The sequence below is a fragment of the Flavobacterium sp. 103 genome, from assembly GCF_003096795.1.
Taxonomy (GTDB): Bacteria; Bacteroidota; Bacteroidia; order Flavobacteriales; family Flavobacteriaceae; genus Flavobacterium.
In genome coordinates this window covers 1,226,997-1,252,823 of the sequence record NZ_QENX01000001.1, presented here as the reverse complement: position 1 = coordinate 1,252,823, position 25,827 = coordinate 1,226,997, and the positions used below count along the sequence as shown (strand labels likewise).

The window sequence follows — 25,827 nt, the reverse complement described above, 5'->3', positions numbered from 1 at the left end:
ATCTAAAATGGACTGTAAACATCGATGGAAATAGAAAATAAATATAAGTGAAAGCAAAAGAAAGCAAAATCATACTGTTGATGAGTTCTTATCCGCCGAGACAATGTGGATTGGCAACTTTTTCTAGTGATGTAGTTAATTCCGTTAAGTTAATCTTTGGGGATTCGCTGCCCATAGAGGTTTGTGCTTTGCAAAAAGAAGAAAATCAATTTGAATATGGTCTTGATGTGCATTATGCACTAACAGTTTCTTCGATTGATGAATATCGTATTCTGGCTGAAAAAATCAACAACCGTGATGATATTGGAATGGTTTGTATTGAGCATGAATTTGGTCTTTTTGAAGGGGATTATGGGAATTATTTGTTATCCTTTTTATTGGCAATAAACAAACCTATTGCAACAGTTTTTCATACAGTATTGCCTGGACCGAATGATAAATTAAAAAAAATAGTTAAGGCTATCATTGATTTGTCTAACAAGATTGTGGTGCTGACCAAAAGCTCCCAAGAGATTTTAATAAAGGATTATGATTGTCAGGAATCAAAATTAAGAATAATACCACACGGCACTCACATGGTCCTTTGGGATCAAAAGGAAAAACTAAAAAACGAATTCAATTATTCCGGTAAAACAGTATTGTCAACATTTGGATTAATTAGTGATAATAAAAATATTGAAACCGTTTTATATGCACTGCCCGATATTATAGCAAAACATCCTGAAGTTATTTATTTGGTAATCGGGAAAACGCATCCTGAAGTCTTAAAAAAAGAAGGGGAGAAATACCGTAATATGCTTATGGATACGGCCAAAAAACTCAAAATTGAGAATAATGTTTTCTTTATCAATGAATTCTTGGAGTTAAAGCAACTGCTTAACTATTTGATTTTGTCAGACATTTATCTGTTTGCTTCCAAAGATCCTAATCAGGCCGTGAGTGGAACTTTTGCATATGCGATGAGTTGTGGCTGTGCGATTATTTCAACTCCGATAGCTCATGCTGTAGAGAGTTTAAACTCGAGTATTGGAATATTGTTACATGAATTTGATAAACCCGAAGAATTCAAAAGTGCCATATTGGAACTGGTTGAAAACAAAGAAAAACGATTGAGAATGGGGCGCAATGGTTATGCGTTTACACACGAAACAACGTGGGAGAATATTGCTTTAAAATACGCGTTCCTATTTGCTGAAGTGACAGAAAGTAAGGAGAAATTAAGATTCACTTTTCCACCTATAAAGTTGGATCACATCAAAGAATTAACAACAGATTATGGGATTCTTCAATTCTCAAATTTTAGCCAACCCGATTTATCTGCAGGTTATACTTTAGATGATAATGCTCGAGCATTGATTAATATAGTGATGTATTATGATATGAGTGCAGATCCAATTGCTTTGGATTTGGCAGAAATCTATTTGAATTTTATTGTTGAAATTCAGCGAGAAGATGGCAGATTCGACAATTACAAAGATATTAATCGCCAATTGACAAAACAGAATGAGTTGGTGAATCTTGAGGATTGCAATGGAAGGGCATTGTGGAGTTTAGGTTTTTTGTTGGCTCATCAAAAAAAACTTCCGATAGATTTAGTTCAACAAGCACAAAAAGCTTGGGACAAAGCCACTGTGCATATCGATGCCGTTACGTCTCCCAGAGCGATTGCCTACACTCTCAAGGGGCTTTATTACTATTATCAGGCTAATCAAGAGAAAGGAATTAAAAAAAATATAGCACAACTTGCAGACAAATTATTAAATCATTATCACATTAACTCTGATGAAGAATGGTGTTGGTACGAAGATTATATGACTTATGCCAATAATGTACTTCCCGAAGCGATGCTCTTTAGTTTTTTAGCTACAGGAGATTTAAAATACAAAAATATAGCCTTGATTACCTTTGATTTTCTCTTGTCACATTATTTTATGAAAGGGGAATTAAGTGTAATTTCAAATAGAGGTTGGTTTGTTAAGGGGGTGAAAAAAAATACTTACGGAGAGCAACCTATTGAAGTTGCGACAACAATTATTACCTTGCATTTGTTCTATGAAGTAACGGGTAATGTCAAATACAGAGACCAATTGAATCTTGCATTTTCATGGTTTTTGGGGAATAATCATCTGAATCAGATTATTTATAATCGAGTAAATGGAGCTTCTTACGATGGGCTTGAAGAAAAAAACGTCAATATTAATCAAGGTGCGGAGTCGACACTTTGTTTTTTTAAGGCACAGCTCATCATGAATAAGTATAAAGATTATGACAAATACAGACATTTAGATACTTCAAATGTTTTACAATTTGAATTATAATTTGGAAAAATGACCGAAAAAGAAAAAATGCTTTTGGGCGAAATCTATTTTGCCAATGATAAGCAATTAATAGAAGAGCGTACCAAAGCCAAAAAATTATTGCATAAACTCAATGTAACCGAATATTTGATGAATGGGAGATCACGTGCGATTCTTCGGGAGTTGATGCCGAATTCCCATAAGCGACTGTATATAGAACCACCGTTTCATTGTGATTATGGATACAATATACATTCGGGGGAGAATGTGTATTTCAATGTCAATTGTGTGGTTTTGGACACGATGAAAGTGACTATTGGGAATAATGTTTTCTTTGCACCCGGAGTCCATATTTATACGGCAACCCATCCGCTGAATGCTATTGAAAGAAGAACTGTCGAAAGTTCAAAACCCGTATCCATAGGTGATGATTGTTGGATAGGAGGGAACTCTGTGATTTGTCCGGGAGTTACTATTGGTGCCGGTTGTGTCATTGGTGCGGGATCTGTAGTGACCAAGGATATTCCTGAAAATTCATTGGCAGTGGGTAATCCTGCAAAAGTGATTCGGAAATTGAATATTGACTAAAAGTTTTCGTTTTTTGCTAATTCCTATTTACTAATCACTTTGGACTAATCCTTTTTATTCATGTAAAAACTCAATGCTCCTGAAGGACATTTATTGATTGTTTCAATAATTTTTTCTGTTGTTGAATTTTCGGGCGTAATCCAAGGTTGTTCTTTGGGTTTGAAAACGTCAGGATTATTGCGAACGCAATTTCCGGAATGAATGCATTTTCCTGATTGCCATACAATGGTTACTTCACCATTGGTATATTCTTTTTTAATGTTTTTTGGATCCATGGCTATATTGAGGTGTTAATGATTGTTTTTCCTTTAAGTAATTTTGAAATGGGACATTTATCAGCAATGATCAGCAATCGTTCTTTTTGCTCGGCAGTAACTTCTCCCGAAAAGGTGATATTTCGTCTTATTGTTGTTGTCAATTCGCCAACTACTGTTTCTTGGTATAAATTTAGTGAAATATTTATTTCTGGGATTATCCATTCTTTTCTGTCAATGTACATTCTTAGGGTAGAAAGTGTGCAGCCCGCCAAAGAAGCCATTAAAGTAGAAAACGGATCCATTCCTAAATCTCTTCCGCCAACATTTTCAGGTTCGTCCATAAGGAATTGCCCGTTTCTCCAAGTGATGTTGCATAAGTACTTTTGTGTACCAATGCGACCAAGTATGTCATTTTCGAAAAGATCTTCCATTATAATACATCTTTAAATTGTGGGTTTCTGTCAAAAGTCTTTTTGGCAAAAGGACATAAGGGGATAATCTTCCAGTTTTTCTCTCTCGCTACTTCAACTGCTTTTTCTACTAATTTTTTACCCAACCCTTTTCCGTTGAATACTGGAGAAACTTCGGTATGGTCAATGATGATTTTATCGGGACCGGCAAATACAAAAGTCATTAAAGCTACTTTTCTGCCTTCGGAGGTAATATTGAAATTACCATTTTTTTCGTTGAATTCTATGTTTACTGTTTCAGTCATGGTTGTTTTTTTAAGTTTCTAAGAATCTAAGTTTCTGAGATTCTAAGTTTTTTAAATTCTATAAATGGAACTTTTTTTAATCTTAGAATCTCAGCTTCTTAGTAACTTAGTGTCTATTTAATATGTCATCGGAATCTCCATTAATAGAAATTTTGCGTCCGTTTTTGCTTTGATATCCAAAGTCTTGAAATCAGTGATTCCTAAGCCATCACGAGTTTCTAGTTCTTGATCGTCAACAGTTATTGTTCCAGATATTACAAAAACATACATACCGTTTCCTTCTTTTTTTACTTCATATTGTTTAGAAAAACCAGCTTCAAAATCGGCTAAATGAAACCAAGCGTCTTGATGAATCCAAACTCCGGCATCATCAGGATTTGGAGATAATATTTGAGCAAAATTATTTTTTTGTTCAGTAGTATCATACGTGATTTGTTGGTAGCGTGGAGTCACATTTCTCGTTTTTGGGAATAACCAAATTTGAAAAAGTTTGGTGCGTAAATCTGCATTTGGGTTGAATTCACTGTGTTGGATTCCAGTTCCGGCACTCATTACTTGTATATCGCCAGTTTTTATAGTCGATTCATTTCCCATGCTGTCTTTGTGAGCCAAATCACCTTCCAACGGAATAGTAATGATTTCCATATTGTCGTGTGGATGTGTGCCAAAACCCATTCCGGCGCCAATAGTATCGTCGTTTAAAACGCGTAAGGTTCCAAACTGAACTCTATCTGGGTTGTACCAACTAGCGAAGCTAAAACTGTGATAAGCATTTAACCATCCGTGATCTGCGTGTCCTCTTGTGTCGGCTTTGTGTAAAACTGTATTTTTCATGATATATAAATTTAGTGATTTTTGTTATACAAATTTATATCTGATGTCAGCGTTTTGCACTTAACCTACATTAAGAAATTATTTCCTAAGCATTTTGCTTTTCATTTTGCTGAAAAACTCGGGTGTAACTCCTAAATAAGACGCTATTTGCTTTTGGGCAATTTTCTGAATGAGTGTAGGGTATTTTTTGCAGAATTTTTCAAAGCGTTCTTCGGCGGTGAGGCTGAGATTGTCCATTAAGCGTTCTTGGTTAGCCACCAATGAATTTTCGGTAAGTATTCTGAAGAAACGTTCTAGTTTCGGGATTTCACGATACAGTATTTCTTGATTTTCTTTGGATAATAAAACCACTTCGGCATCTTCCAAAACTTCGATAAATAGGTTACCGGGTTTTTGCGAAAGCAAGCTATACATATCACCAATCCACCATCCTTCACAAGCAAAAGTCAATACATGTTCTACAATATTATCGTTAACGTTGAAACTGCGTAAAATACCCGAATTTACAAAATAGGAATGTTTGCAAATCGTGCCACTGTTCAATAAAATGGTTTTGGCTTTGTAATGGTGTATCTCTATTTTCGACAGAAAAAGTTCTTTTTCTTGAGCTGTAAGCGTTACATGTTGCTCAATGTTTTTGAGTATCAATTCCATTTATTTTTGCTCTGGAAGTAAAGTAAAGGAGGTAACTTGGAAACGATTATTCACTATTTTTCCGGTAACCTCCGCTTTTCTGATGGCTTCACAAAAACCGTCTTTGGCGTGTGCATCTCCATGGTCATCAATTTTTGTTCCATCCACAAAATAAGATTTACCGTCGATGCGAACGGCTAAATCACAGCCTTTTCCTTTTAAACCAAATTGGCATTGACCACAAGAAACTTCTACAATTTGGGATTTTAATAGCTCCTTTTTTTCTTGAGCACCTGATATTAGCGCTATAAACAATAATACGATTGTGAATAGATTTTTCATTTAGGACGGATTTGAAAGCCCTAAGTTAAGTATTTTGGTTCTAATTCTAGATGGAATAGTTTTTAAACATGTAAATCCATAGCAATCTTGAAAGACGAATATTGAAAGAAGCCATTGACAGAATAACTATGGCAATAATGGCAATGATTCTTAAATCGAATCTTTCTGTAAAAAATTGTTGTGCAATTAGGTAAGTGGCAATTCCTTGTGCAACGGTTAATCCATAGTTTACATACATGGCACCAAAAAAATAGCCAGGCTCTTTTTCGAATTTAAAATGACAATGAGGACAATATTGATTCATTTTTGGAAAACCAATATTTAAGAAAATATTTTTTTCATTAAATACTTTCCCTTCAAGACAATGAGGGCAATCATTATTTAGGATGTGAAGAAGTGAGTGTGACATTTTTTTATTTTTTTCAAAGGTATTTTTTATTCGTGTCACAGCTATTTTCTATATTCGCCAATTATAGGACAATAAAGACATTTAGAAATTATGAGCAAATATCCAATTTATTCGATTCAGCGATTCAATTGCAATGATGTCAATAGTGATTTCTATATAAATACTTTCAAAAATCATTTGGTAGATCACAGCTTTGTGGAAGAACCTCATAGACATAATTCGTATGTGCTTGTTATTTTTACAAAAGGATCAGGAACACATGACATCGATTTTGATACTTTTGGGATCCAGTCAGGGAGTATGTTTTTTATGCAGCCCGGACAAATACATCATTGGAGTTTGTCTGATGATATTGATGGGTTTGTTGTTTTTTATTCCCAAGAGATGTACAATCTTTATTTTAGGCAAAAGAGTATAGAGGCTTATCCTTTTTATTCTTCATTGGGGAATTCTCCCGAGATGATATTTGATGACAAAGAATTAAAGTCAATAGAACTCTATTTTTATAAGATGCTTGAAGAATATCTAGGAAATAAAATAATGAAGCAGGATAAAATAATGAATTTATTGGACAGTATTCATATTGAAATTGCGAGAAAATACAATGAAGAATATGTTTTGGAAACGCATTCTTATAATTTGAAGATCAAAGATTTTGATATGCTTTTGGAAAAGTATTTTTGGACAGAAAAAGCGCCTTCTTTTTACGCTTCCCAACTCCATATTACGCTGAAGCATTTGAATAGGATATGTAATGAAATTTTGAAAAAGACCACCACTCAGGTCATTACGGACAGGATTATTCTGGAAGCCAAAAGAATGTTGATGGATAAAAAAAGAACAGTCAACGAAATTGCAACTGAGTTGGGTTTCGATGACTATTCCTATTTTGTGCGTTTGTTTAAGAAACATGCCGCAATGACGCCGACTGCTTTTCGAGATTCTAAAAAGTAATTAAGAATGTACTTTGATTAATCCAGCGGCTTCTTTTGCTTTTTCTACTATTTCTTCAATTGGAGTGTCTAGAGTGTCATTGACTAAAGCAACGCCCATTCTACGGTAAGGTCTTGAAGTAGGTTTTCCAAAAAGTCTAAAATGAGTCTTGGGTAAAGCAGCTATTTTTTCTATTCCGGTGAAAGTTGGATTTCCTGAATTTTTGGAAGCTAAAATTACGGCACTCGCTCCTGCTTTTTCTAGAGTAATTTCGAAAATTGGAAGGCTCAAAATGGCACGTAAATGCAATTCGAATTCATTAAAGTTTTGCGTTCCCGCCAAAGTAACCATTCCGGTGTCGTGAGGTCTTGGTGATAATTCAGAGAAATAAACACCGTCATCGGCTAGGAAAAATTCAACACCAAATAATCCCGCTCCGCCTAGAGCTTCGGTTACTTTTTCGGCCATGTCTTGTGCTTCGTATAGGTCTTTGTCGGATACTTTTGCGGGTTGCCAGCTTTCTTGATAATCCCCACGTTCTTGTCTGTGACCGATTGGTGCGCAAAATAGAGTAGGGTTGTTGTTCTGAACTACTGTCAATAATGTGATCTCAGAATTGAATTTTACGAAAGCTTCGACTATGACTTCAACTACATCGCCACGGGAACCTTCTACGGCATATTGCCAAGCTTTGTCAATATCAGCAGCAGTTTTTATGGTTGATTGTCCTTTTCCAGAAGAAGACATTAATGGTTTCACTACGCAGGGCATTCCAACGGCCTCAACTCCTTTGTGCAGTTCTTCGGCTGAAGTGGCATAACGATAATTGGCGGTTCTTAATCCTAGTTCTTTGGCGGCCAAATCGCGAATGGCTTTTCTGTTCATCGTAAAGTTTGCCGCTTTTGCAGAGGGAACTACGGTTATTCCTTGTTTTTCGTAATCATAGAAACGCTCGGTTCTGATGGCTTCTATTTCGGGAACAATGAAATCGGGTTGGTGTTTGGCTACGATTTTGTCCAAAGCGTCTCCATCGAGCATATTGATGACTTCAAAACCATGTGCTACTTGCATTGCAGGAGCATTTTCGTAACTGTCTACAGCAATTATGGTTTGCCCGATGCGTTGTGCAGCGATTGTAAATTCTTTTCCTAATTCGCCTGAGCCTAGAAGTAGTATTTTCATTGAAAGAAGTTTATAGGGGTTATGCTGTTTATGGGTTTAGTTTACTGTGTATGATTATAACAAAAATACGTTTTTTGTGTTTAATTTTTTTAGGAAAGCTTGCTGAGTTTGCGTAATTTCTTTTGAAAATATTTTGGCGACTTATTTAGTCGTTTGCCCGCGGAAGCACGCCCAAAATTGAGTTATAATTGTGAATTTTGGTTAAAAGCTGTAACCTAGTTTTACCCCGCATCGGAATACGAAATTATCAACGTAGATATTGTCGATGTCTCCTTTTCCTTTTACTTCCCATTTCCAATTGAATCCCATTGAAGGGTCGATGCTAAAATTTTTTGCAATTTTTATTTTGTATCCAATATCATGATTAATTAAACTCCAGTAAGAATAGTTGCCTTGGAAATTACCTAAAGAGGTTGTTTCGTTAAAATCGGTGCTCGAGTAAGCCAATAGCCATTGGAGATAAATTCCGGATTTACGGCCTCTTTTTTGATAAATTCTTTTGCCGATCTCAACTGCGAAACCATTGCCTTTTATCTTCACCAAATTATTGTCATAATCCAATTGTGAAGCGTAAATGTTTAGAAGGCTTGAAGTGTATTCATTGAAAAGAAAATAATTACTGTTGCCAAATTCAGCACTTATACCGTATAATGATGGGTCGGAATAACTATAATTTACCGAAATGGTAAACGTATTCGGGTCTAGTTTTTGATGTTGCGCAAATGTGGTAGCTGTGAGTAATAGTGTGCTGATTAATAAAATTGACCTCTTCATTTTTCTAGCGGTTTAGGCTCATGAAGTTACGAATTTTTTGTCAATAAATCAGATAGAAGCTGGTTGAGTTTTGCTTAAAAAAAATAGTTTAAAGTATAAAGCGATGAAACTTTAAACCTTAAACTATTTTAAACCTTAAACAAATTTTATGTTATGCCAGAACTTCAGTAAGCGAAACTGCTTCTTTGATTCTGCGTAATGCTTCTTTTAATAATTCTTCGCTTGTTGCATAAGAGAAACGGATGCAGTTTGGGTTTCCAAAAGCGTCACCAGTTACAGTCGCTACACAAGCTTCGGCCAAAAGATACATAGAGAAATCATTAGCATCTTTGATTAATGTTCCTTTTAATGTTTTTCCGAAGAAAGAAGAAACGTCTGGGAATACATAGAAAGCTCCTTCTGGAACGTTGATTTTTACACCTGGAATCTCTTTTAATAATCCAACTACTAAATCTCTACGGCTTTGGAAAGCGTCAACCATGTGTTTCAATACAGATGGGTCAGCATCTACAGCAGTAATAGTAGCACGTTGTGCAATACTGTTGGCGCCACTGGTTACTTGACCTTGAATTTTGATACAGGCTTTTGCAATGAATTCTGGTGCTCCAATATATCCAATTCTCCATCCTGTCATAGCAAATGCTTTGGCAACTCCATTTACAGTTATGGTTTTTTCTAACATTCCTGGAATAGAAGCTATGCTGCAGAAAGTTCCTGAGAAATTGATGTGCTCATAAATTTCGTCGGCAACTACATATACGTGTGGGTATTTTTCTAAAACTTTTGCAAGGGCAGTCAATTCTTCTCTGTTGTAAACCGATCCACTCGGGTTACAAGGAGAACTGAACCACATCATTTTTGTTTTTGGTGTGATGGCTGCCTCTAATTGTTCTGGAGTGATTTTGAAATCTGTTTCTACAGAAGTTGGAACTTCTACAGGAACTCCTCCTGATAATTTTACGATTTCGAAATAAGATACCCAGTAAGGTGCCGGTAAAATTACCTCGTCACCGTCGTTAAGCATTACTTGTGCAATGTTATATAAAGATTGTTTGGCTCCTGTTGAAACCACAATTTGTGATGGTTTGTAATCTAAATTATTGTCTCTTTTGAATTTTCTGCAAATTGCTTCTTTCAATTCTGCGTAACCTTCTACTGGAGAATAGGTGCTGTAGTTTTCATCGATAGCGCGTTTTGCAGCTTCTTTGATGAAATCTGGGGTATTGAAATCGGGTTCTCCTAAACTTAAACTGATAATGTCTTTTCCTTGTGCTTTTAATTCTCTTGCCAATGCAGCCATAGCTAATGTTTGCGATGTGGCTAAATTGTTAATTCTGTCTGAAAGTGGATTGCTCATTAAATTGTAATTTTTTGGTTTATTCTTTTTTTAGATAATAATTATAGTGCGGGTTCTAGTCCCAATGTTCTTAAATGTTTGAAATGGGCAACAACAGCAGCTGTCATTGTTTTGTATTCGTAATATGGTAATTGGCATTCTTTGGCCGTTTCTTTTACAATTTTTGCAATTTTACCATAGTGAACATGGCTAATGTGAGGGAAAATATGGTGCTCAATTTGGTGGTTTAATCCTCCAGTGTACCAGTTTACGATTTTGTTTTTTGGTGCGAAATTAACTGTGGTAAACAGTTGGTGAATAGCCCAAGTGTTTTCCATTTCCCCAGTTTCGTTTGGTTGTGGATTGGCAGCTTCGTCAACTACGTGTGCCAATTGAAATACAATACTTAAGATTAATCCAGCCGTGTAATGCATTACGAAAAATCCAACCAAAACTTTCCACCACGTGATTCCGATAACAATTGGTAAAACAATCCAAATGGATAGGTAAATTACTTTTGTGATGATTAATGTTGTCCAAAGCACTTTTGGACTTTTTGGCTCACCATAAGATAATTTTCTTTTGATATAACTGCTCATTTGTTTAAAATCAGTAGTGATAGCCCAATTGAAAGTCAATAAACCGTATAAAAACACAGCGTAATATTGTTGAAATTTATGAAATTTATGCCACTCCGCTTCTTTGGAGAAACGCATAATTCTTCCTGCTTCTAAGTCTTCGTCATGACCTATAATGTTTGTATAAGTATGGTGTAAAACGTTGTGTTGTACTTGCCAGTTGTGTACGTTTCCAGCCAATACGTATATGGTTCCTCCCATAAATTTATTAACCCAGCTTTTGGTTGAGTATGATCCGTGGTTGGCATCGTGCATTACGTTCATTCCGATTCCGGCCATCCCAATTCCCATAACAATGGTTAATAGAAGATGTGCCCAAAATAGCATGTCTAAAGTAAGTATCAAAAAATAGGGGACAAGGAAGACGGTAAAAAGAATTACAGTCTTCAAATGGATTTTCCAGTTTCCAGTTTTTTCGATATTATTTTCTTTGAAATAGCTGTTAACTCGAGAATTAAGAGTTCTAAAAAACTTTAAATTATCTTGTTTTGCAAATGTAGGTGCGGTATTGTTCATATAATTTTTTGAATATTTGCAAAGGTAACCAATATATATTTTCAACATACAATATTGAGTTAAATATTTATAAGCTAAAAGCAGTACTTTTGTTAAAAATTTTTAAGATGGACGAGATTCTAAAGTATTTTCCTAACCTATCTGATAATCAGATAGAACAGTTTCAAAAATTGGATTTTTTATACCACGATTGGAACGAAAAAATCAACGTTATTTCACGTAAAGATATTGATTCGTTATACACTAAACATATATTGCATTCATTGGCCATTGCCAAAGTAAATAAGTTTGAACCCGGAACTTATGTGTTGGATGTGGGTACCGGTGGCGGATTTCCAGGAATACCATTGGCTATTCTTTTCCCTGAAACGCGTTTTTATTTGATTGATGTTATTGCTAAAAAAATAAAGGTTGTTCAAGCTGTTGCCGAAGCCTTGGAGTTGAAAAATGTAAAAGCCGAACAACTTCGTGCCGAAAATGTGAAAGGTGATTTTGATTTTATAGTAAGTCGTGCTGTGACCAATATGCCTGATTTTGTTTCTTGGGTAAAAACTAAAATCAAGAAACAAAACAAACACGAACTGAAAAATGGTATTCTTTATTTGAAGGGCGGTGATTTGACAGAAGAACTTAAAGATTTCCCGAAAGCGACAGAATACAATATTTCTGATTTCTTCGAGGATGAGTTTTTCGAGACTAAAAAAGTGGTGCATTTGCCGTTGAAGTTTGTGGTTTAAAAAAGTTTCAGGTTTCAAGTTTGTTGGAGCGTATAAAAAGCAATAGCCGAATCTTAAATTAAGATTCGGCTATTTTATTTTAGTCATAGATTTTCAAACTTGAAACCTGAAACCTGAAACTTTTTTTTAAAACTATTCTCCTAAAAACGGATATCTGTAATCTGTTGGAGTTACGAATGTCTCTTTGATCGTTCTTGGAGAAGCCCAACGCAATAAGTTCAATGCAGAACCTGCTTTGTCATTGGTTCCTGAAGCTCTTGCTCCGCCAAATGGCTGCATTCCTACGATAGCTCCAGTTGGTTTGTCATTGATGTAGAAGTTTCCGGCTGCATTTTGTAAAGCTGTTGTTGCTTCTTCAATAGCGTAACGGTCTTGACTGAAAACTGCTCCAGTTAAAGCATATTCAGATGTAGAATCTACCAATTTTAATGTTTCAGACCATTTAGCGTCTTCATAAACATAAATTGTCATAACAGGTCCGAATAATTCGGTTTCCATTGTAGAATAATGAGGATCTGTAGTTACTATAATAGTTGGCTCAATAAAGTATCCAACAGATTTGTCATAATTTCCACCAACGATAATTTCGGCATCAGCATCTTTTTTGGCTTGGTCAATATAACTAGCCAATTTATCAAATGAGCCTTCATGAATAACAGCAGTTATAAAATTGCTGAAATCTTCTGGAGAACCCATTTTCATTGATTTTGTATCCGTAATTAATTGCTCTTTAATAGCTGGCCATAAGCTTTGTGGTACATAAGCTCTTGAAGCAGCGGAACATTTTTGTCCTTGAAATTCAAATGCTCCACGAACAATTCCTGTAGCCACTTGTTTTGGGTTGGCACTTGGGTGAGCAATGATAAAATCTTTACCACCAGTTTCTCCAACAATTCGTGGATATGTTTTGTAATGGTGAATGTTTGTTCCAATTTTTGCCCAGATATCTTTGAATACATGAGTAGAACCAGTAAAGTGGATTCCAGCAAAATCACGACTTGCCAAAACAGTGTCTGTAATCATCAATGCATCTCCAAAAACAACGTTTATTACTCCATCAGGAACTCCCGCTTCTTTGAATACATCGATAATAACTTTGGCAGAGAATACTTGACTGTCGCTTGGTTTCCAAACTACAACATTCCCCATCATAGCGGCACTTGCAGGCAAGTTGGCAGCAATAGCTGTAAAGTTGAATGGAGTAATCGCATATACAAAACCTTCAAGCGGTCTGTATTCTAAACGGTTCCACATATCGGATGCCGATTTAGGTTGGTCTGCGTAAATTTGAGTCATGAATTCAACGTTAAAACGTAAAAAGTCAATTAATTCACAGGCAGCGTCGATTTCGGCTTGATGAATATTTTTGGATTGCCCAATCATCGTTGCTGCGTTAATTTTTGCTCTGTAAGGACCGGCAATCAATTCAGCTGCTTTAAGGAAAATAGCAGCTCTTTGTTCCCAAGCCATATTTGCCCATGCTGTTCTGGATTCCAATGCATTGGCAATAGCTTTTTGTATATGTCCTTTTTCGGCTAAATGATAAGTTCCTACGATATGCTGATGATCGTGTGGAGCGGTCATGTTTTTGGTGTTTCCTGTTCTAATTTCTTCGCTACCAATATATAATGGAACGTCAATTTTAGTATTCCACATTTCTTTATACGCTGATAAAACAGCTGCTTTTTCTGGGGAATTAGGTGCGTATCCTTTTACGGGTTCGTTTACCGCTTTGGGTACATTGAAAAATCCTTTTAGCATATCTCTATAATTAAATATTAAACGATTATAAATTTGATGCAAAAGTACAAAGGAAAGATTTAAATTATGCTAAAAATGTCATAATTAAAGTCAAATTAATTCAATGCGAAAGGAGCACAAAGTCTGAACGTAGGCACGATAACTCTAAAAGATTTGGTAGAAGTAAAGTTAATCATATTGAAATAACCTTTCATGGCTCCGTAAGGAGATGATAATAGACATCCTGAACTGTAGGTGTGTTGTTCTCCTGGTTTCAATACTGGTTTTTTGCCAATAACGCCTTCTCCATCCACAAATTCTAAATCATTTAAAGAATCAAAGATTTCCCAATGGCGCGAAGTCAATTGTACAGAATCTTTACTGTGGTTTTCGATTGTGATCTCATAACTAAAGGCAAAATGAATCTTGTAGTTTTTGAAGTACGTTCCTTCAAAACTAGTCAATACCGAAATTTTAATGCCTCTTGTTATTTGTGAAACCATGTTAATGAGCTAATTAAGTGCTGTATGGCAACAAATCTACAAAAAAAATGAATATTTTAATTAAAAAAAAACTAAAGTTTTCTAATTTGTAATGTTTAATGAACTGGCGGTTCCTCGACCAATGACCTTCTCGTATCGATCGCTGCTTCCTTTGTAATAAACCAATACGTTATATTCGTTTTCGGTTTGATAAAAATTTCCATCGATAGCATGCTCCTGATCGATAATTCCTTTATTGTTTACGGTCAAATATTGGTAGTTTGTAAATCCTTGTTTGATTAAGATCGCTTTTTCATAAAGACCGTTTTTGGAATTAAAATCCATTTTATTTTCTGGGGTCAAGCTGTAATTATTGAACATCCCAACTACGTAAATAGACGAACTTGGATTGGCCAAAGGAGAAGAGAGACTGAAGTAGACCCAAGAATAATCCGCCTCAATTGTGTTGTTTTCACCGTCTAGTTTTCGGATAGAAAAATTTCCGTTAAGGTCTGAGTAGTTTGTGTATGGAAAATTTGCTTTGTCATTATTGGTATATAAATGAGTGTTGTAAATATCATTGTCTGAGTTGACAAAACTCACATAGTTATTGGCGTTTTTGAGGTCTTTGGAATCAAAATTTAAAAATTCGTTTCCTGCCCAAAACTGTGTTTCCTGATCGTATTTATAAACAAAATTATTGCTGACTGTGTATTGTGGAGGAACATTTTTTATGGCAGTACTGAATTTCCCGTTTTGAAGCAAAAGAACCTTTAGGTTTTGCATTGGGTTTTGAAATAAAATTTGATCTCCCGTTTTGATTTCAAAATCTAAATTATGTTTCGTATAAATGTTTTTGACTGTTCGGGCTTTTCTGATTTTTAAAGGGACTGATACCAAGTCTTCATATAAAATCAAATACCGTTTCATGACCACTTCTTTGTCCGAATTTAAAATGGTAAGAACATAATTACCACTCAATAGTATTTTAGTATAATTATTTGGAAGGGATAATTTATAATGGGTAAAAATCTGCAAAGTATTGAAAGAGTTTACATACTCTTGGATTTTTTGACCGTCAAAACCGGAAAGGTATTCGCTTTTTGGAATGTCTGTTGGAACCCAATTGTAATCACAATGTTGGATTTCGTAATAATAGTCGGCTTCGTTGCCAAATAAATCATCAAATTGGAATTCAAATTGTTCTCCCAGTCTGAATATGGGAATAACGTTTTGATTGCTCTGTACAAAAGAAACCGTTTTAATATTATAAGGAGGGGCTATTTCAGTCTCCACTTGTGCAGTAAGAGTCAGGCAAAAGAAAGAAAGAAGTAAAACGGCTATTGATTTCATTATTGATTATCGTTCATGAGTTGTAAATATACAAACGATTGTTGATTTTTGATTAACGATTTTTGATTTCAGAAGTATGCACCTCATTAAATCGACAACCTAAATATTTAGCAAACCAAATCTAAAATCGCTAATCTTCAATCTAAAATCCCTTCTACTCCAATATAAATTCTAAATTATCTTCAATCTCTGTGCTAATATAATTTTCGTCCAGAAGTGAATCAGCCAATAGTTTTTTGCTTTCCTGCAAGCGGATAATTTTTTCTTCAACAGTATTTTTGGCGATAAACCGAATCACGTTTACCTTATTCAATTGGCCAATTCTATGTGCACGGCCAATTCCCTGTTTTTCCGAAAAAGGATTCCACCAAGGATCCAAGAAAACGACATAAGAAGCTTTGGTAATATTAAGCCCAACGCCTCCCGCTTTCAAAGAGATGAAAAACAGTAATGGTTTTTCCTGTTCCTGAAAACGATTGACTTGGTATTCCCTTTCTTTCAAAGCGGTTTCTCCCGTGAGTTCACAGAAAGCGATTTTGTTTTCCTTGCACCAGCTTTTGTAAAAATCCAAATTGGATACAAACGAACTGAAAATAATTGTTTTTTGGTTGGATTGTACCAAAGTTTCTAAATATCGGGTCACGGCGATATATTTCCCCGAATCCATTTCCGATTTGGAATCAATCATTTTGGGGTGATTGCTCAATTGTCTCAAACGCATCAATGTGTTGATGATATTGATTTTGTCTATTCCAGAACCATCAGTTTTTAATAACGAGTTTCGGGCTTTGGATTTTTCCTCTTCGTATAATTTTTCTTGTTCAGGTTCCATTTCACAATAGAAAATCTGCTCGGATAGTTCTGGTAAATCTTTTAAAACCTGTTCTTTGGTGCGTCGTAAAATAAAAGGACTGATGAGATTTTTTAGTTCCAATAAACTATGTTCGTCTTGCTTTTTCTCGATTGGAAATTTATAATTTTCGGCAAAAAAGGAATAACTCCCCAAGATATTCGGATTGATAAATTGCATTTGCGACCATAAATCATCAAGTGAATTTTCGATCGGAGTTCCGCTCAGAGATATTTTATGGTTGGCTTTAACTTGATTGATTGCCTTGAAAATTTTGGAGTTTTTGTTTTTGATGTATTGACTTTCGTCCAAAATCAAATACCTGAAATTGTATTTTTCCAAAATCGAAATGTCTCTAGAAACGATCGCGTAACTCGTGAAAATCACATCGTATTTTTCTAATTTTTTAGAAAGGATTTTTCGGTCGTTGCCAATGTATTGCACTCGTCGAAAATGCGGTGTGAATTTACGTGCTTCATTGTACCAGTTAAAAACCAAAGAGGAAGGCAGAACGATCAATGCTTTTAGATATTCTTTTGGTGTTGCAATTTCGTTTCCGAACAAATCGAGTTGAACGTTTTCGGCTTTTTCAAAATCCAATTGTTCTTGTACGGCTACTAGGGTAGTTAAGGTTTGGAGTGTTTTTCCCAATCCCATATCGTCGGCTAAGCAAGCTCCCAAGCCATTGTTGTAATGTTCCAATAACCATTTGACCCCTTCAATTTGATAGGGTCTCAATGTAGCTTTCACCAATGTTGAAGGGTGATACTCGATATCTGCTTTTAAATTTATGGAATCTTTAAGCTCTGGAATGTCTTCTAAAACTGCAAAATTGCTTTTTGGTAACGTAAGATTTCCGTTTTGGACTTTCGCCAATTTTGCCATTGGACCGTAAAGCGTCATCCATTCGATTGGAATTAAAAAGTAGTTGCCATTTGGCAAAAGGAAAAGTCTGTTTCGGTTCTTTATGTTCGAAACTATTTCGGTGAAATTAAACTCAAATGACTCGCAAACGACTGTCATTTTGATGTCAAACCAATCGCTTTTGACTTCATTCGAGAAGTGAATACTTACTTTATGAGTGTCGATTTTCTTGCTGTCTATTTTTAAATCTTTAACCGAAAAACCATAAGATTCTAGGGTTTCTTGATTTTCGATTACCCATTGAATGGTTAAATACGGATCTTGTTTTTCTGCTTTTGGCGAAAGTCCAAACAATCCATTTTCGGTTTTAATTAAGCCGATGTCTAATAATTTGTTTTCAAATGATGCTTCTTCGGCTGTCCTTTTATATTGAATGACTTTGATTTCATCCAAATTGCGGGTGTCAATTTCAGAATGAGTTTTCTTGGTTTTGCTATTGTCGAAACTAAAACCGTCGTAGTCGAATAAAAGGTTGATAAAATAAGTGTTTTTAAAAAAATCGTGGGCCAGCTGGAGCGAACAGGATGTGACTTTGTCTTTAAGTTCGACTGCAAATCCGGTAGCTTTTATATCTGCTTTTTTTGCAATATCCTTGATGAATTTTTCAAAATAGTCAGGAACCAATTTTGACGGAATCTCAACAGATTTTTTAGTTAAAAAAGGAGTGATTTTTTTAGTGTTGATGTCTTTTAGACGGTGCAGTTTATGATAGGCTACTAACCATCCCGGTTCGTCCAAAAGAAGAGTAATCGTTGTGTTTGAGGGTGCAAATACTGTAGTGTCGTCCTTTAAAAGTAACGTGTAGGAAATTCCGTTTTCGTGTTTGTCAAATTGAAGGCTGGTTTCTAATGCTTGATTTTTAGAAGCAATTCGACTAATACGAAAATCTTTTTCTTTTCCCAAATTAAGCGAAATTGGAAGATCATCTTGAGAAACTAAAGTATAAAACTGGTCTAGATTAGTTTGTATGAATTGTCGAATCCCAAATTCCAGTTTGCTGTCTTTAAGTAAATCCTCAATGTTTTTGGACGATTTACTGTTTTTGCTGAATTTCTTATAAATTGCTTCAGGTTTAAGCGCCTCACAAAGAGATAAAACCTTTTTAGTGTTTGTGTCTAAATTTTCGAAAACGACGCCAAAACTTTGAAGGACTTCGGGACTCGCTTTTTTGTCCAGATAAGTTATAGCTTCGGAATGTCCGACAATATAAGCAGTCGGAATATAGGTGTTTAGCCTTTTCTCAAAACTAATATCAAAGCAGAACTGGAATGAATTCTCGGTTTTCAAATACAGTTATTTAATAAGATTATTTACTGAGCAGACTGTTTTAAACACAGATTTCACAAATTAGCACAGATTATTAAAATAATATTTCATCTGTGAAAATCTGTGAAATCTGTGTTGAGCTTTTTGATCCGCAAAAAATATATTTATTTAAAACAAACAGGAATGATTTCGCCTTTTGCCAAACAATATTTTTCTACCAATTCTGGAGCTATTTTATTCGTGTAATCTTCTTCAACAACGGTAAAACCAATACTTCTAAGTTTGTTAAAATAATCACGGCCATAAATGCGTACGTGGTCGTATTGTCCAAATATTTTGGCTCGTTCTTTTTGGTCAGTAATTGTATCGTCAGCAAAGGTTACGGCTCTCTTCAAATCTTGTGGGATTTGTAAAATAGCCATTCCGCCCGGTTTTAAAACGCGATAAAGTTCTTGCATTGCTTTTGTGTCGTCCGGAATGTGTTCCAATACGTGATTGCAAAGAATTACATCGTATTGATTGTCTTCAAAAGGCAAGTTGCAAATGTCAGCCTTAACATCTGCCAAAGGCGAAAACAAATCGGTTGTGGTATAATCCAGATTTTTTTGCTTGCGGAACATTTTGTAAAAAGCCTGTTCCGGTGCAAAATGCAAGACTTTCTTTGGAGCGGTAAAAAAATCGGTTTGCTCGTTTAGGTACAACCAAAGCAAACGGTGTCTCTCCAACGAAAGTGTACTTGGCGAAAGCACATTATTGCGCTGTGTTTCGTACCCGTAAGGTAAGAACGATTTGAAGCTTTTCCCGTCAATTGGATCGGTATAAGTGTCTCCTTTTAATGAAAAAGCGATAAAAGGGCGTGCTACATAACTTAATCGAATAAGGATGGGACGCGGGATTGTATTGAGTATAAGTTTAAACACAGATTTCATTTGATAAAAATTTAAACACGAATTTCACGAATTTACACGAATGAATGGTGTGTAAAATAAGAATTTCACGAATATTATGTTATGGTTAAAGAATTATTCTTTTGTATTTTAGGCTGTCTTCTCCAAAATTAACTAGTAATCCTAGTCTGTTTTGTGATGCGGCAAGATAGTTTAATGTTTGTTTTATTTCACTACTGGAAAGTTGTTGAATTGCTTTTATTTCTAAAATAATTTCATCAAAAATTACAAAATCGGCAAAATAATAAGTTGGCAAGATGATTTCTTTATATTCAATATTGAATTTTGATTCTCTTGAATAGGGAATATTATTTTTCTTAAACTCGTATTCTAAAGCATCTCCATAAACCTTTTCACTATGTCCTTTTCCAAGAATTTTATGAACCTCCATACAAAGACCAACAATTGTATAAGCTTCTTCTTTTAAATATAAATCGTGCATCTTTTGATGTTAGTGAAATTTAATAGATTTAGAATTTGTGCCAATTCGTGAAATTAGTGTTTTTCAATTTAGTTAGTGAAATTTAGATAGATTTTGAATTCGTGCTAATTAGTGAAATTCGTGTTTATATTACCAATGGCACTTTTCTAAACTCATCTTCCTCATTGCTCACGATTCCTAACTCTTTGTATATATAATAGAAAGTCGATAAAATCTCAGGTTTTCCATCGATGATGGCAACGTCGTGTTCAAAATGCGCAGATGGTTTTCCATCAGCAGTGGTTATTGTCCAACCGTCTTTATGCTGTTTGATGTTTTTGGTTCCCATATTAATCATCGGTTCAATTGCAACGACCATTCCTTCGATAAAAAGTTTGCCTCGACCTCTTTTTCCGTAATTGGGCATTTCGGGATCTTCGTGCATTTTTTGTCCCACACCGTGACCCACTAGTTCTCGAACCACACCATAACCATGTGCTTCGGTATATTTCTGGATCGCATTTCCAACATCTTCTACACGGTTACCCAAACGCAATTCGCGGATTCCTACGTATAAAGATTCTTTGGTAACTTGAAGTAGTTTTTTGGTTTCGGGAGCAACCTCGCCAATTTCAAAAGAGTAGGCATGATCTCCGTGAAATCCGTTTTTGAAAGCACCGCAATCAACCGAAATTACATCACCACTTTCTAATGGTTTGTTGTTCGGAATTCCGTGTACCACTTGAGAATTTGGACTCATACACAATGAATTCGGGAATCCATAAAGTCCAAGGAAACTAGGTACAGCACCATGATCCCTGATAAATTCTTCGGCTCTTTTGTCTAGATATAATGTTGTAACTCCTTCTTTTATTTCAGAAGCTATCATTCCTAACGTTTTTGATACGATCAATGCACTTTCGCGCATTAATTCTATTTCCTCACGGGTTTTTTGAATAATCATATTTTCGAATTTTCAGTGTGCAAAAGTACAATTTTAAAATTATTTCTTTTGTGTTGAGTTTGTTTTAATTTTTATACTTAATAGCAAGGATAAGTGAATTTTGCAATTAATTTTTTAAAGTATAGTTTTTTAAATGCTTAAATTAGCTAATAAATCAATTTGTTAACTATGGATGCAGTTCTAGAACAGGAAAACAGGAAGAAAGAACAGGATTTAAGTAAGATGAAAAGAAATGCATTGATCCTTTTGGGATTTGCTGTAGTTCTTTTTGTGTTTGCCAACGTCTATAAGTATGATTGGCTGAAAGCTTTTAGCGAAGCTGCCATGGTTGGTGGTATTGCCGATTGGTTTGCTGTTGTGGCGCTGTTCCGGCATCCGCTTGGAATTCCGATACCCCATACGGCTTTGATTCCTAGTAACAAAGATAAAATAGGGGAGAATCTTGGGGATTTTGTTTCAGAAGAATTTTTGATAAGAGAAAAATTAGAAGTAAAAATTGATCAATTTAATGTGGCAATGAAAGCTTCTGATTGGTTGATTGATGCGAAAAATGCTAATATAGTTGCTGGCTTAATTGCTGAAAATGTTATTCCGGGAGTTTTGAAAACGATAGACGATACCGAAGTTCAGCATTTTATACAAACGCAGTTTAGTGGTAAATTAAGCAAAGTAAATTTTGCTGAATGGATTGCTCTTGGTTTGGAATCATTGGCCAAAAGCGATAAACAAGAAGAATTGGTAACCAATGTTTTGAAAACACTTATAGTTGAATTACAAAACAACAAACATCTGATTGAAGAAAAAGTAAAAAGTTCGACTCCGTTTCTTTCTTTTGGTTTGGCCGATAAAAAAATAACAGAAGGAATTTTCAATGGATTGTATAATTTTCTGGAGCAGGCAAGTCATCAAGACAGTACTATTCGAAAAAAAGTAAACAACTATGTAATAGATTTTATAAACGAGTTGAAAGAATCTCCTGAAATGCAGCAGAAGGTCAATGATTTGGTTCTTGGTTTTGCTAACAAAAAAGAGGTGCAGGATTATATCAGCGGTATTTGGTTGGAGATCAAAATGGCTATTACGAATGATTTGGATCAAAAAGATAAATCAACTATTAAAAAGAGTATTGCCAATATGATACAGAGTTTTGGAAAAGGAATTCAGTCCGATCAGTTGATGATGGGTAAGATTAATAATTTCATCAAGAATGATGTACTGTCGGTGCTTATCAATAATAAAAAAATGATTGGCGATTTGATATCTTCCACCGTAAAAAGTTGGGATACTGATGAGGTTTCCAAAAAGTTGGAACTGGAAATAGGAAGCGATCTTCAGTATATAAGAATTAATGGAACTCTTGTGGGAGGTTTGGTAGGGCTTTTGATTTACGCAGTAGAATGCGTGTTACAGAGTTTTGTGATGTGAAATTTTGGAATAAAAAAAACCCCAAATTTTCATTTGAGGTTTTGGAGCGAAAGACGAGGCTCGAACTCGCGACAACCAGCTTGGAAGGCTGGAGCTCTACCAACTGAGCTACTTTCGCATTAATCATTAAAATTTACCCTTTACAATCAAAATGAATTTGATTTTAGAGCGAAAGACGAGGCTCGAACTCGCGACAACCAGCTTGGAAGGCTGGAGCTCTACCAACTGAGCTACTTTCGCATTACTGAGGTGCAAAGATAAATAATAAAAACAGTTATTTGCAAATTTTTTTTTGAAAAATAAATCGACATTTCTCATTCTTGATTACAACCGTTTTAAAATTAAAATGTTATACTTTTATTTTTTTTAAATGACCATGCAAAACATCGAAAAAATAACTGATTTAGAGACCTATTCCGTAAGACATGCTGTTCTTAGAAAAGGAAAACCAATCGAAACTTGTCAATTTGAAGGTGATGCTTTACCTTCAACTCGTCATTTTGGGTATTTCCTAAATAATGATCTAGTAGGAATTATATCTATTTTTAAAAATAATAATGTCATCTTTGCAGCCAATAATCAATATCAAATTCGAGGAATGGCTGTTTTAGAATCGCATCAAAAAAAAGGAATCGGAGAATTACTGGTTAAGCATTGTGAAGTGTATTGTAAAAAACTGCAATCCGATTTAATTTGGTTTAATGCCAGAACAGTTGCTGTTGGCTTTTATGAAAAATTGGGCTACGCCAAAGTTGGAATGGCTTTTGAAATCAAAGATGTTGGCGAGCATTATTTAATGGCAAAAAGTATAAGAAATGAATAAGTTTTATTTGTTTATTGTCTTTGCAGTTTTAATAAGTTGCAAAAAAGAGCCTATTCTAAATTTGGACTCTTTAAAAATATCTGACCCTACAGACAAAGAAGGAGAGGTTATTGAAATTGACACTCTGTTGATTACTCCTTTTAAAAGCAAATCACTCATGGATTTTTATAGATCCAGAGACAATCAAACGGTATGGCAATCTGAAAAAAACAGAAAAATCATTCTTAAAATCATCAAAGAATGTGAAAGAGAAGGGTTAAATCCATCAGATTATAACATTTCAAAATTAGAAGATCTTGAAAAAAAATTCAGTGAATTGGACGAAGAAGAACAGATAAACTATGATTTGCTACTTACTTATAATTTTGAAAAATACCTGATTCATCTTCATAATGGAAAACTTAACCCAAGAAAACTATACAATAATTGGGACTTACCTGTCGATGAATTGGACATGAATTCTATTTTGAATAATGCTTTGGAAAAAGATTCTCTTATTTGTATAACAGAAAAATTTGAGCCAAAAGCGTTGACGTATAAAAAATTAATAAAAGCTTTGGAACTTATTAATGGATTTCCGGAGGACAAAACACAGCAGGTAGATACCACAGGGATAATAAGACGCAATCATAAAAATAGGGCAATAGTCAATATCAAAAAGAAATTACTTTATTGGAAAGATTTGGACAGTAAAGACAGCATTAATTCGGTGTATGATGATAAAACGTTTGAAGCGGTCAAGAAATTTCAAACTCGACATGGTTTGATTTCGGATGGTGTGATTGGCAAAAGCACCATAAAAGCACTTAATTTTACAAAAGAAGAAAGAAAACATCAAATCATAGTTAATCTGGAACGTTGGAGATGGTTTGCTAAATCATTTGCTCAAAATTATGTTCTGATTAACATTCCTAATTATAGCCTAAATGTAGTAGAAGACCAAAACGTTACTATGAGTAAACGTATTGTGGTGGGGAAAAATAAAAGAAGGACTCCGGTATTGACTTCGGTGTTGCAAACGATTGTTTTTAATCCTACATGGACGGTTCCTCCGACTATTTTGAAAGAGGATATTATTCCTGAATTAATTAAAAATAGAAACTACTTAAAAAACAAGGGTATTGGGATATATGACTCTGACACTAATGAAGTAGATCCAAAAAATTGGAATGAAAAGCGCCCCAGAGGATATCGCTATATCCAAAAACCGGGTTATTATAATGCTTTGGGAGTTGTCAAAATTAATTTTCCTAATAGGTATAGTGTTTACTTGCATGACACCAATCATCGAGATTTGTTTGAACGAAATTTTCGCTCACTAAGTTCAGGATGTGTTCGCATTGAAGAGCCTTTAGAATTGGTGGAGCTTTTACTGGAAAACCCAAAGAAATATTCAAGGGAAAAAATGGACTCTATCATTGCGACCAAAAAAACGCTGTTTATTGGTATAACAAAACGCTATGCGATTTACCAATGGTATTGGACGGCATGGAGTGAAAATGATGAATTGATTTTTAGAGATGATATCTACAATTTGGATACCGATTTATATAATCAACTACGAAATTAGTTTGAATTGTTTTAGATTATTTATCGAAGGATGATAAATGTACAGACAAGATTGACCTTTTATCATCGAAATAATTTCTGGAGCAAATTCAAGCGGAACAGCTGGACATCCTTGGCTTCTTCCTAAGCGCTTATGGTATTTTATAAAGGATTCTGAAACATAATCGGCGCCATGAATCACAACAGCTCTTTCGCGTGCATGATCATTTAAACCTTTTTCTAGACCATCAAGTTTTAGCGAAATACCATGCTTTCCATTGTAAACTTCTCCTGTGGCATAAAAGCCCAAACTGCTTTTGAAAGATTCTGGTGTGTTGGAAAAATTATTCGCAAATTCGTCACCAGTGTTTCTTCCATGAGCAACTAAAGATTGAAACAATATTTCATTTGTCGACAAATTAATAATCCAAAGACGCTTGGCATTAGACGATAGGCTAAAATCAACCAAGGTCAATATGTCTTTTTTGATTAGCCCTTTTTCTTTTAATTCATAAAACCCTTTCAATGCTTCAGCAAAACATTCTTCTTTGGGTAATTGAAATTGATTGGCTTGTAGTGAGTTATAAACTAATTGAATCTTGTTGTCAATACTTGAGATTACATTAGAAACGGTTGTTTTATTTGTGGCTATTTTAGGAGTATTTGTGGTATTGCCTTTAAAGGACAATGATACAAACAGATAAAATGTAGAGATAAATATCTTATAAATCATTGTTTTTCATTTGGTTACAAACTAATTCAGGGATTGCAAATATACAAACAAATACCACTTGTCAAAATAAAAACGTATTTTAACGGTAAATTTTAACTTTTCATCGATTATTTTTTTAAAAAAAATAACTTATGTCAGTTTTTTATTAAAATATTGTATT

General features: G+C 34.8%; 26 protein-coding genes and 2 tRNA genes. 7 read left to right on the top strand and 21 right to left on the bottom strand.

Annotated features, from left to right (window positions below):
• Window positions 1-47: 47 nt before the first annotated feature.
• Both C8C85_RS05175 and C8C85_RS05170 read left to right on the top strand, forming a co-directional pair.
• A complete protein-coding gene (locus tag C8C85_RS05175) occupies window positions 48-2,318 on the top strand; it encodes a glycosyltransferase (protein WP_116796122.1) in 2,271 nt (756 codons plus the stop codon).
• Window positions 2,319-2,327: 9 nt separating this feature from the next.
• Entirely contained in the window at window positions 2,328-2,885 is a 558-nt protein-coding gene (locus C8C85_RS05170) for a sugar O-acetyltransferase (RefSeq protein ID WP_116796121.1), read from the top strand.
• A gap of 44 nt (window positions 2,886-2,929) precedes the next feature.
• Here C8C85_RS05170 and C8C85_RS05165 read toward each other — a convergent pair whose 3' ends face one another.
• The 7 genes from C8C85_RS05165 to C8C85_RS05135 form a co-directional block, all read right to left on the bottom strand.
• Entirely contained in the window at window positions 2,930-3,160 is a 231-nt protein-coding gene (locus C8C85_RS05165) for a (4Fe-4S)-binding protein (RefSeq protein ID WP_116796120.1), read from the bottom strand.
• A 2-nt stretch (window positions 3,161-3,162) separates the two neighbouring features.
• Window positions 3,163-3,573, bottom strand: coding sequence for an OsmC family protein (locus C8C85_RS05160; RefSeq protein WP_116796119.1), 411 nt, complete (start codon window positions 3,571-3,573; stop codon window positions 3,163-3,165).
• A complete protein-coding gene (locus tag C8C85_RS05155) occupies window positions 3,573-3,857 on the bottom strand; it encodes a GNAT family N-acetyltransferase (protein WP_116796118.1) in 285 nt (94 codons plus the stop codon). The genes C8C85_RS05160 and C8C85_RS05155 overlap by 1 nt, the downstream gene beginning before the upstream one ends.
• 117 nt (window positions 3,858-3,974) lie before the next feature.
• Window positions 3,975-4,691: a pirin family protein gene (locus tag C8C85_RS05150; RefSeq protein ID WP_116796117.1), complete on the bottom strand. Its 717-nt coding sequence runs from the start codon at window positions 4,689-4,691 to the stop codon at window positions 3,975-3,977.
• Between the two features lie 78 nt (window positions 4,692-4,769).
• Window positions 4,770-5,345, bottom strand: coding sequence for a Crp/Fnr family transcriptional regulator (locus tag C8C85_RS05145; protein WP_116796116.1), 576 nt, complete (start codon window positions 5,343-5,345; stop codon window positions 4,770-4,772).
• Window positions 5,346-5,666: a DUF6370 family protein gene (locus C8C85_RS05140; protein ID WP_116796115.1), complete on the bottom strand. Its 321-nt coding sequence runs from the start codon at window positions 5,664-5,666 to the stop codon at window positions 5,346-5,348.
• 46 nt (window positions 5,667-5,712) lie between these two features.
• The gene (locus C8C85_RS05135; protein ID WP_116796114.1) at window positions 5,713-6,075 is read right to left on the bottom strand and encodes a DUF983 domain-containing protein; all 363 of its coding nucleotides are present in this window, start codon (window positions 6,073-6,075) and stop codon (window positions 5,713-5,715) included.
• A gap of 90 nt (window positions 6,076-6,165) precedes the next feature.
• Between C8C85_RS05135 and C8C85_RS05130 the strand changes: the two genes are divergently transcribed.
• Window positions 6,166-7,029: an AraC family transcriptional regulator gene (locus C8C85_RS05130; RefSeq protein WP_116796113.1), complete on the top strand. Its 864-nt coding sequence runs from the start codon at window positions 6,166-6,168 to the stop codon at window positions 7,027-7,029.
• Here C8C85_RS05130 and purT read toward each other — a convergent pair whose 3' ends face one another.
• From purT to C8C85_RS05110, 4 genes are all read right to left on the bottom strand, one after another.
• Window positions 7,030-8,190 carry a formate-dependent phosphoribosylglycinamide formyltransferase gene (purT, locus tag C8C85_RS05125; RefSeq protein ID WP_116796112.1) on the bottom strand — a complete coding sequence of 387 codons (1,161 nt, stop codon included), beginning with the start codon at window positions 8,188-8,190 and terminating at the stop codon, window positions 7,030-7,032. It abuts the gene before it with no gap.
• A 201-nt stretch (window positions 8,191-8,391) separates the two neighbouring features.
• Window positions 8,392-8,964 (bottom strand): hypothetical protein, encoded by a 573-nt coding sequence (locus C8C85_RS05120; RefSeq protein ID WP_116796111.1) that lies wholly within the window; start codon window positions 8,962-8,964, stop codon window positions 8,392-8,394.
• 151 nt (window positions 8,965-9,115) lie between these two features.
• Window positions 9,116-10,321, bottom strand: coding sequence for a pyridoxal phosphate-dependent aminotransferase (locus C8C85_RS05115; protein ID WP_116796110.1), 1,206 nt, complete (start codon window positions 10,319-10,321; stop codon window positions 9,116-9,118).
• Between the two features lie 41 nt (window positions 10,322-10,362).
• Window positions 10,363-11,454, bottom strand: a complete 1,092-nt coding sequence (locus tag C8C85_RS05110; RefSeq protein WP_116796109.1) for a fatty acid desaturase family protein — start codon at window positions 11,452-11,454, stop codon at window positions 10,363-10,365.
• A gap of 107 nt (window positions 11,455-11,561) precedes the next feature.
• Between C8C85_RS05110 and rsmG the strand changes: the two genes are divergently transcribed.
• Window positions 11,562-12,191 (top strand): 16S rRNA (guanine(527)-N(7))-methyltransferase RsmG, encoded by a 630-nt coding sequence (rsmG, locus tag C8C85_RS05105; RefSeq protein ID WP_116798378.1) that lies wholly within the window; start codon window positions 11,562-11,564, stop codon window positions 12,189-12,191.
• A 132-nt stretch (window positions 12,192-12,323) separates the two neighbouring features.
• Here the strand turns inward: rsmG and pruA are convergent, their stop codons facing one another.
• The 7 genes from pruA to map form a co-directional block, all read right to left on the bottom strand.
• Window positions 12,324-13,952, bottom strand: coding sequence for an L-glutamate gamma-semialdehyde dehydrogenase (gene pruA / locus C8C85_RS05100; RefSeq protein WP_116796108.1), 1,629 nt, complete (start codon window positions 13,950-13,952; stop codon window positions 12,324-12,326).
• A 95-nt stretch (window positions 13,953-14,047) separates the two neighbouring features.
• Window positions 14,048-14,434: a Co2+/Mg2+ efflux protein ApaG gene (gene apaG / locus C8C85_RS05095; protein WP_116796107.1), complete on the bottom strand. Its 387-nt coding sequence runs from the start codon at window positions 14,432-14,434 to the stop codon at window positions 14,048-14,050.
• 81 nt (window positions 14,435-14,515) lie between these two features.
• Entirely contained in the window at window positions 14,516-15,766 is a 1,251-nt protein-coding gene (locus C8C85_RS05090; protein WP_116796106.1) for a DUF5103 domain-containing protein, read from the bottom strand.
• Between the two features lie 154 nt (window positions 15,767-15,920).
• Entirely contained in the window at window positions 15,921-18,827 is a 2,907-nt protein-coding gene (locus C8C85_RS05085; RefSeq protein WP_116796105.1) for a DEAD/DEAH box helicase, read from the bottom strand.
• 143 nt (window positions 18,828-18,970) lie between these two features.
• On the bottom strand, window positions 18,971-19,735 hold the full coding sequence (locus tag C8C85_RS05080) for a class I SAM-dependent methyltransferase (protein ID WP_116796104.1): 765 nt from the start codon (window positions 19,733-19,735) through the stop codon (window positions 18,971-18,973).
• 85 nt (window positions 19,736-19,820) lie between these two features.
• Complete coding sequence (locus tag C8C85_RS05075) at window positions 19,821-20,195, bottom strand: GxxExxY protein (protein WP_116796103.1); 375 nt, start codon at window positions 20,193-20,195, stop codon at window positions 19,821-19,823.
• Between the two features lie 124 nt (window positions 20,196-20,319).
• A complete protein-coding gene (gene map / locus C8C85_RS05070; RefSeq protein WP_116796102.1) occupies window positions 20,320-21,138 on the bottom strand; it encodes a type I methionyl aminopeptidase in 819 nt (272 codons plus the stop codon).
• Between the two features lie 168 nt (window positions 21,139-21,306).
• Between map and C8C85_RS05065 the strand changes: the two genes are divergently transcribed.
• Window positions 21,307-22,563: a DUF445 domain-containing protein gene (locus tag C8C85_RS05065; RefSeq protein ID WP_116796101.1), complete on the top strand. Its 1,257-nt coding sequence runs from the start codon at window positions 21,307-21,309 to the stop codon at window positions 22,561-22,563.
• A gap of 42 nt (window positions 22,564-22,605) precedes the next feature.
• On the opposite strand, the gene C8C85_RS05060 is transcribed toward C8C85_RS05065, so the two are convergent.
• Both C8C85_RS05060 and C8C85_RS05055 read right to left on the bottom strand, forming a co-directional pair.
• Window positions 22,606-22,681, bottom strand: a tRNA-Gly gene (locus C8C85_RS05060).
• Between the two features lie 49 nt (window positions 22,682-22,730).
• A tRNA-Gly gene (locus C8C85_RS05055) sits at window positions 22,731-22,803 on the bottom strand.
• Between the two features lie 136 nt (window positions 22,804-22,939).
• Between C8C85_RS05055 and C8C85_RS05050 the strand changes: the two genes are divergently transcribed.
• Entirely contained in the window at window positions 22,940-23,386 is a 447-nt protein-coding gene (locus C8C85_RS05050; RefSeq protein ID WP_116798377.1) for a GNAT family N-acetyltransferase, read from the top strand.
• The gene (locus C8C85_RS05045) at window positions 23,379-24,956 is read left to right on the top strand and encodes a murein L,D-transpeptidase (protein ID WP_116796100.1); all 1,578 of its coding nucleotides are present in this window, start codon (window positions 23,379-23,381) and stop codon (window positions 24,954-24,956) included. Before C8C85_RS05050 ends, C8C85_RS05045 begins: the two co-directional genes overlap by 8 nt.
• Here C8C85_RS05045 and C8C85_RS05040 read toward each other — a convergent pair.
• Window positions 24,945-25,667, bottom strand: a complete 723-nt coding sequence (locus C8C85_RS05040) for a murein L,D-transpeptidase catalytic domain family protein (RefSeq protein WP_116796099.1) — start codon at window positions 25,665-25,667, stop codon at window positions 24,945-24,947. The two genes, C8C85_RS05045 and C8C85_RS05040, sit on opposite strands and share 12 nt — an antisense overlap.
• Window positions 25,668-25,827: the final 160 nt, after the last annotated feature.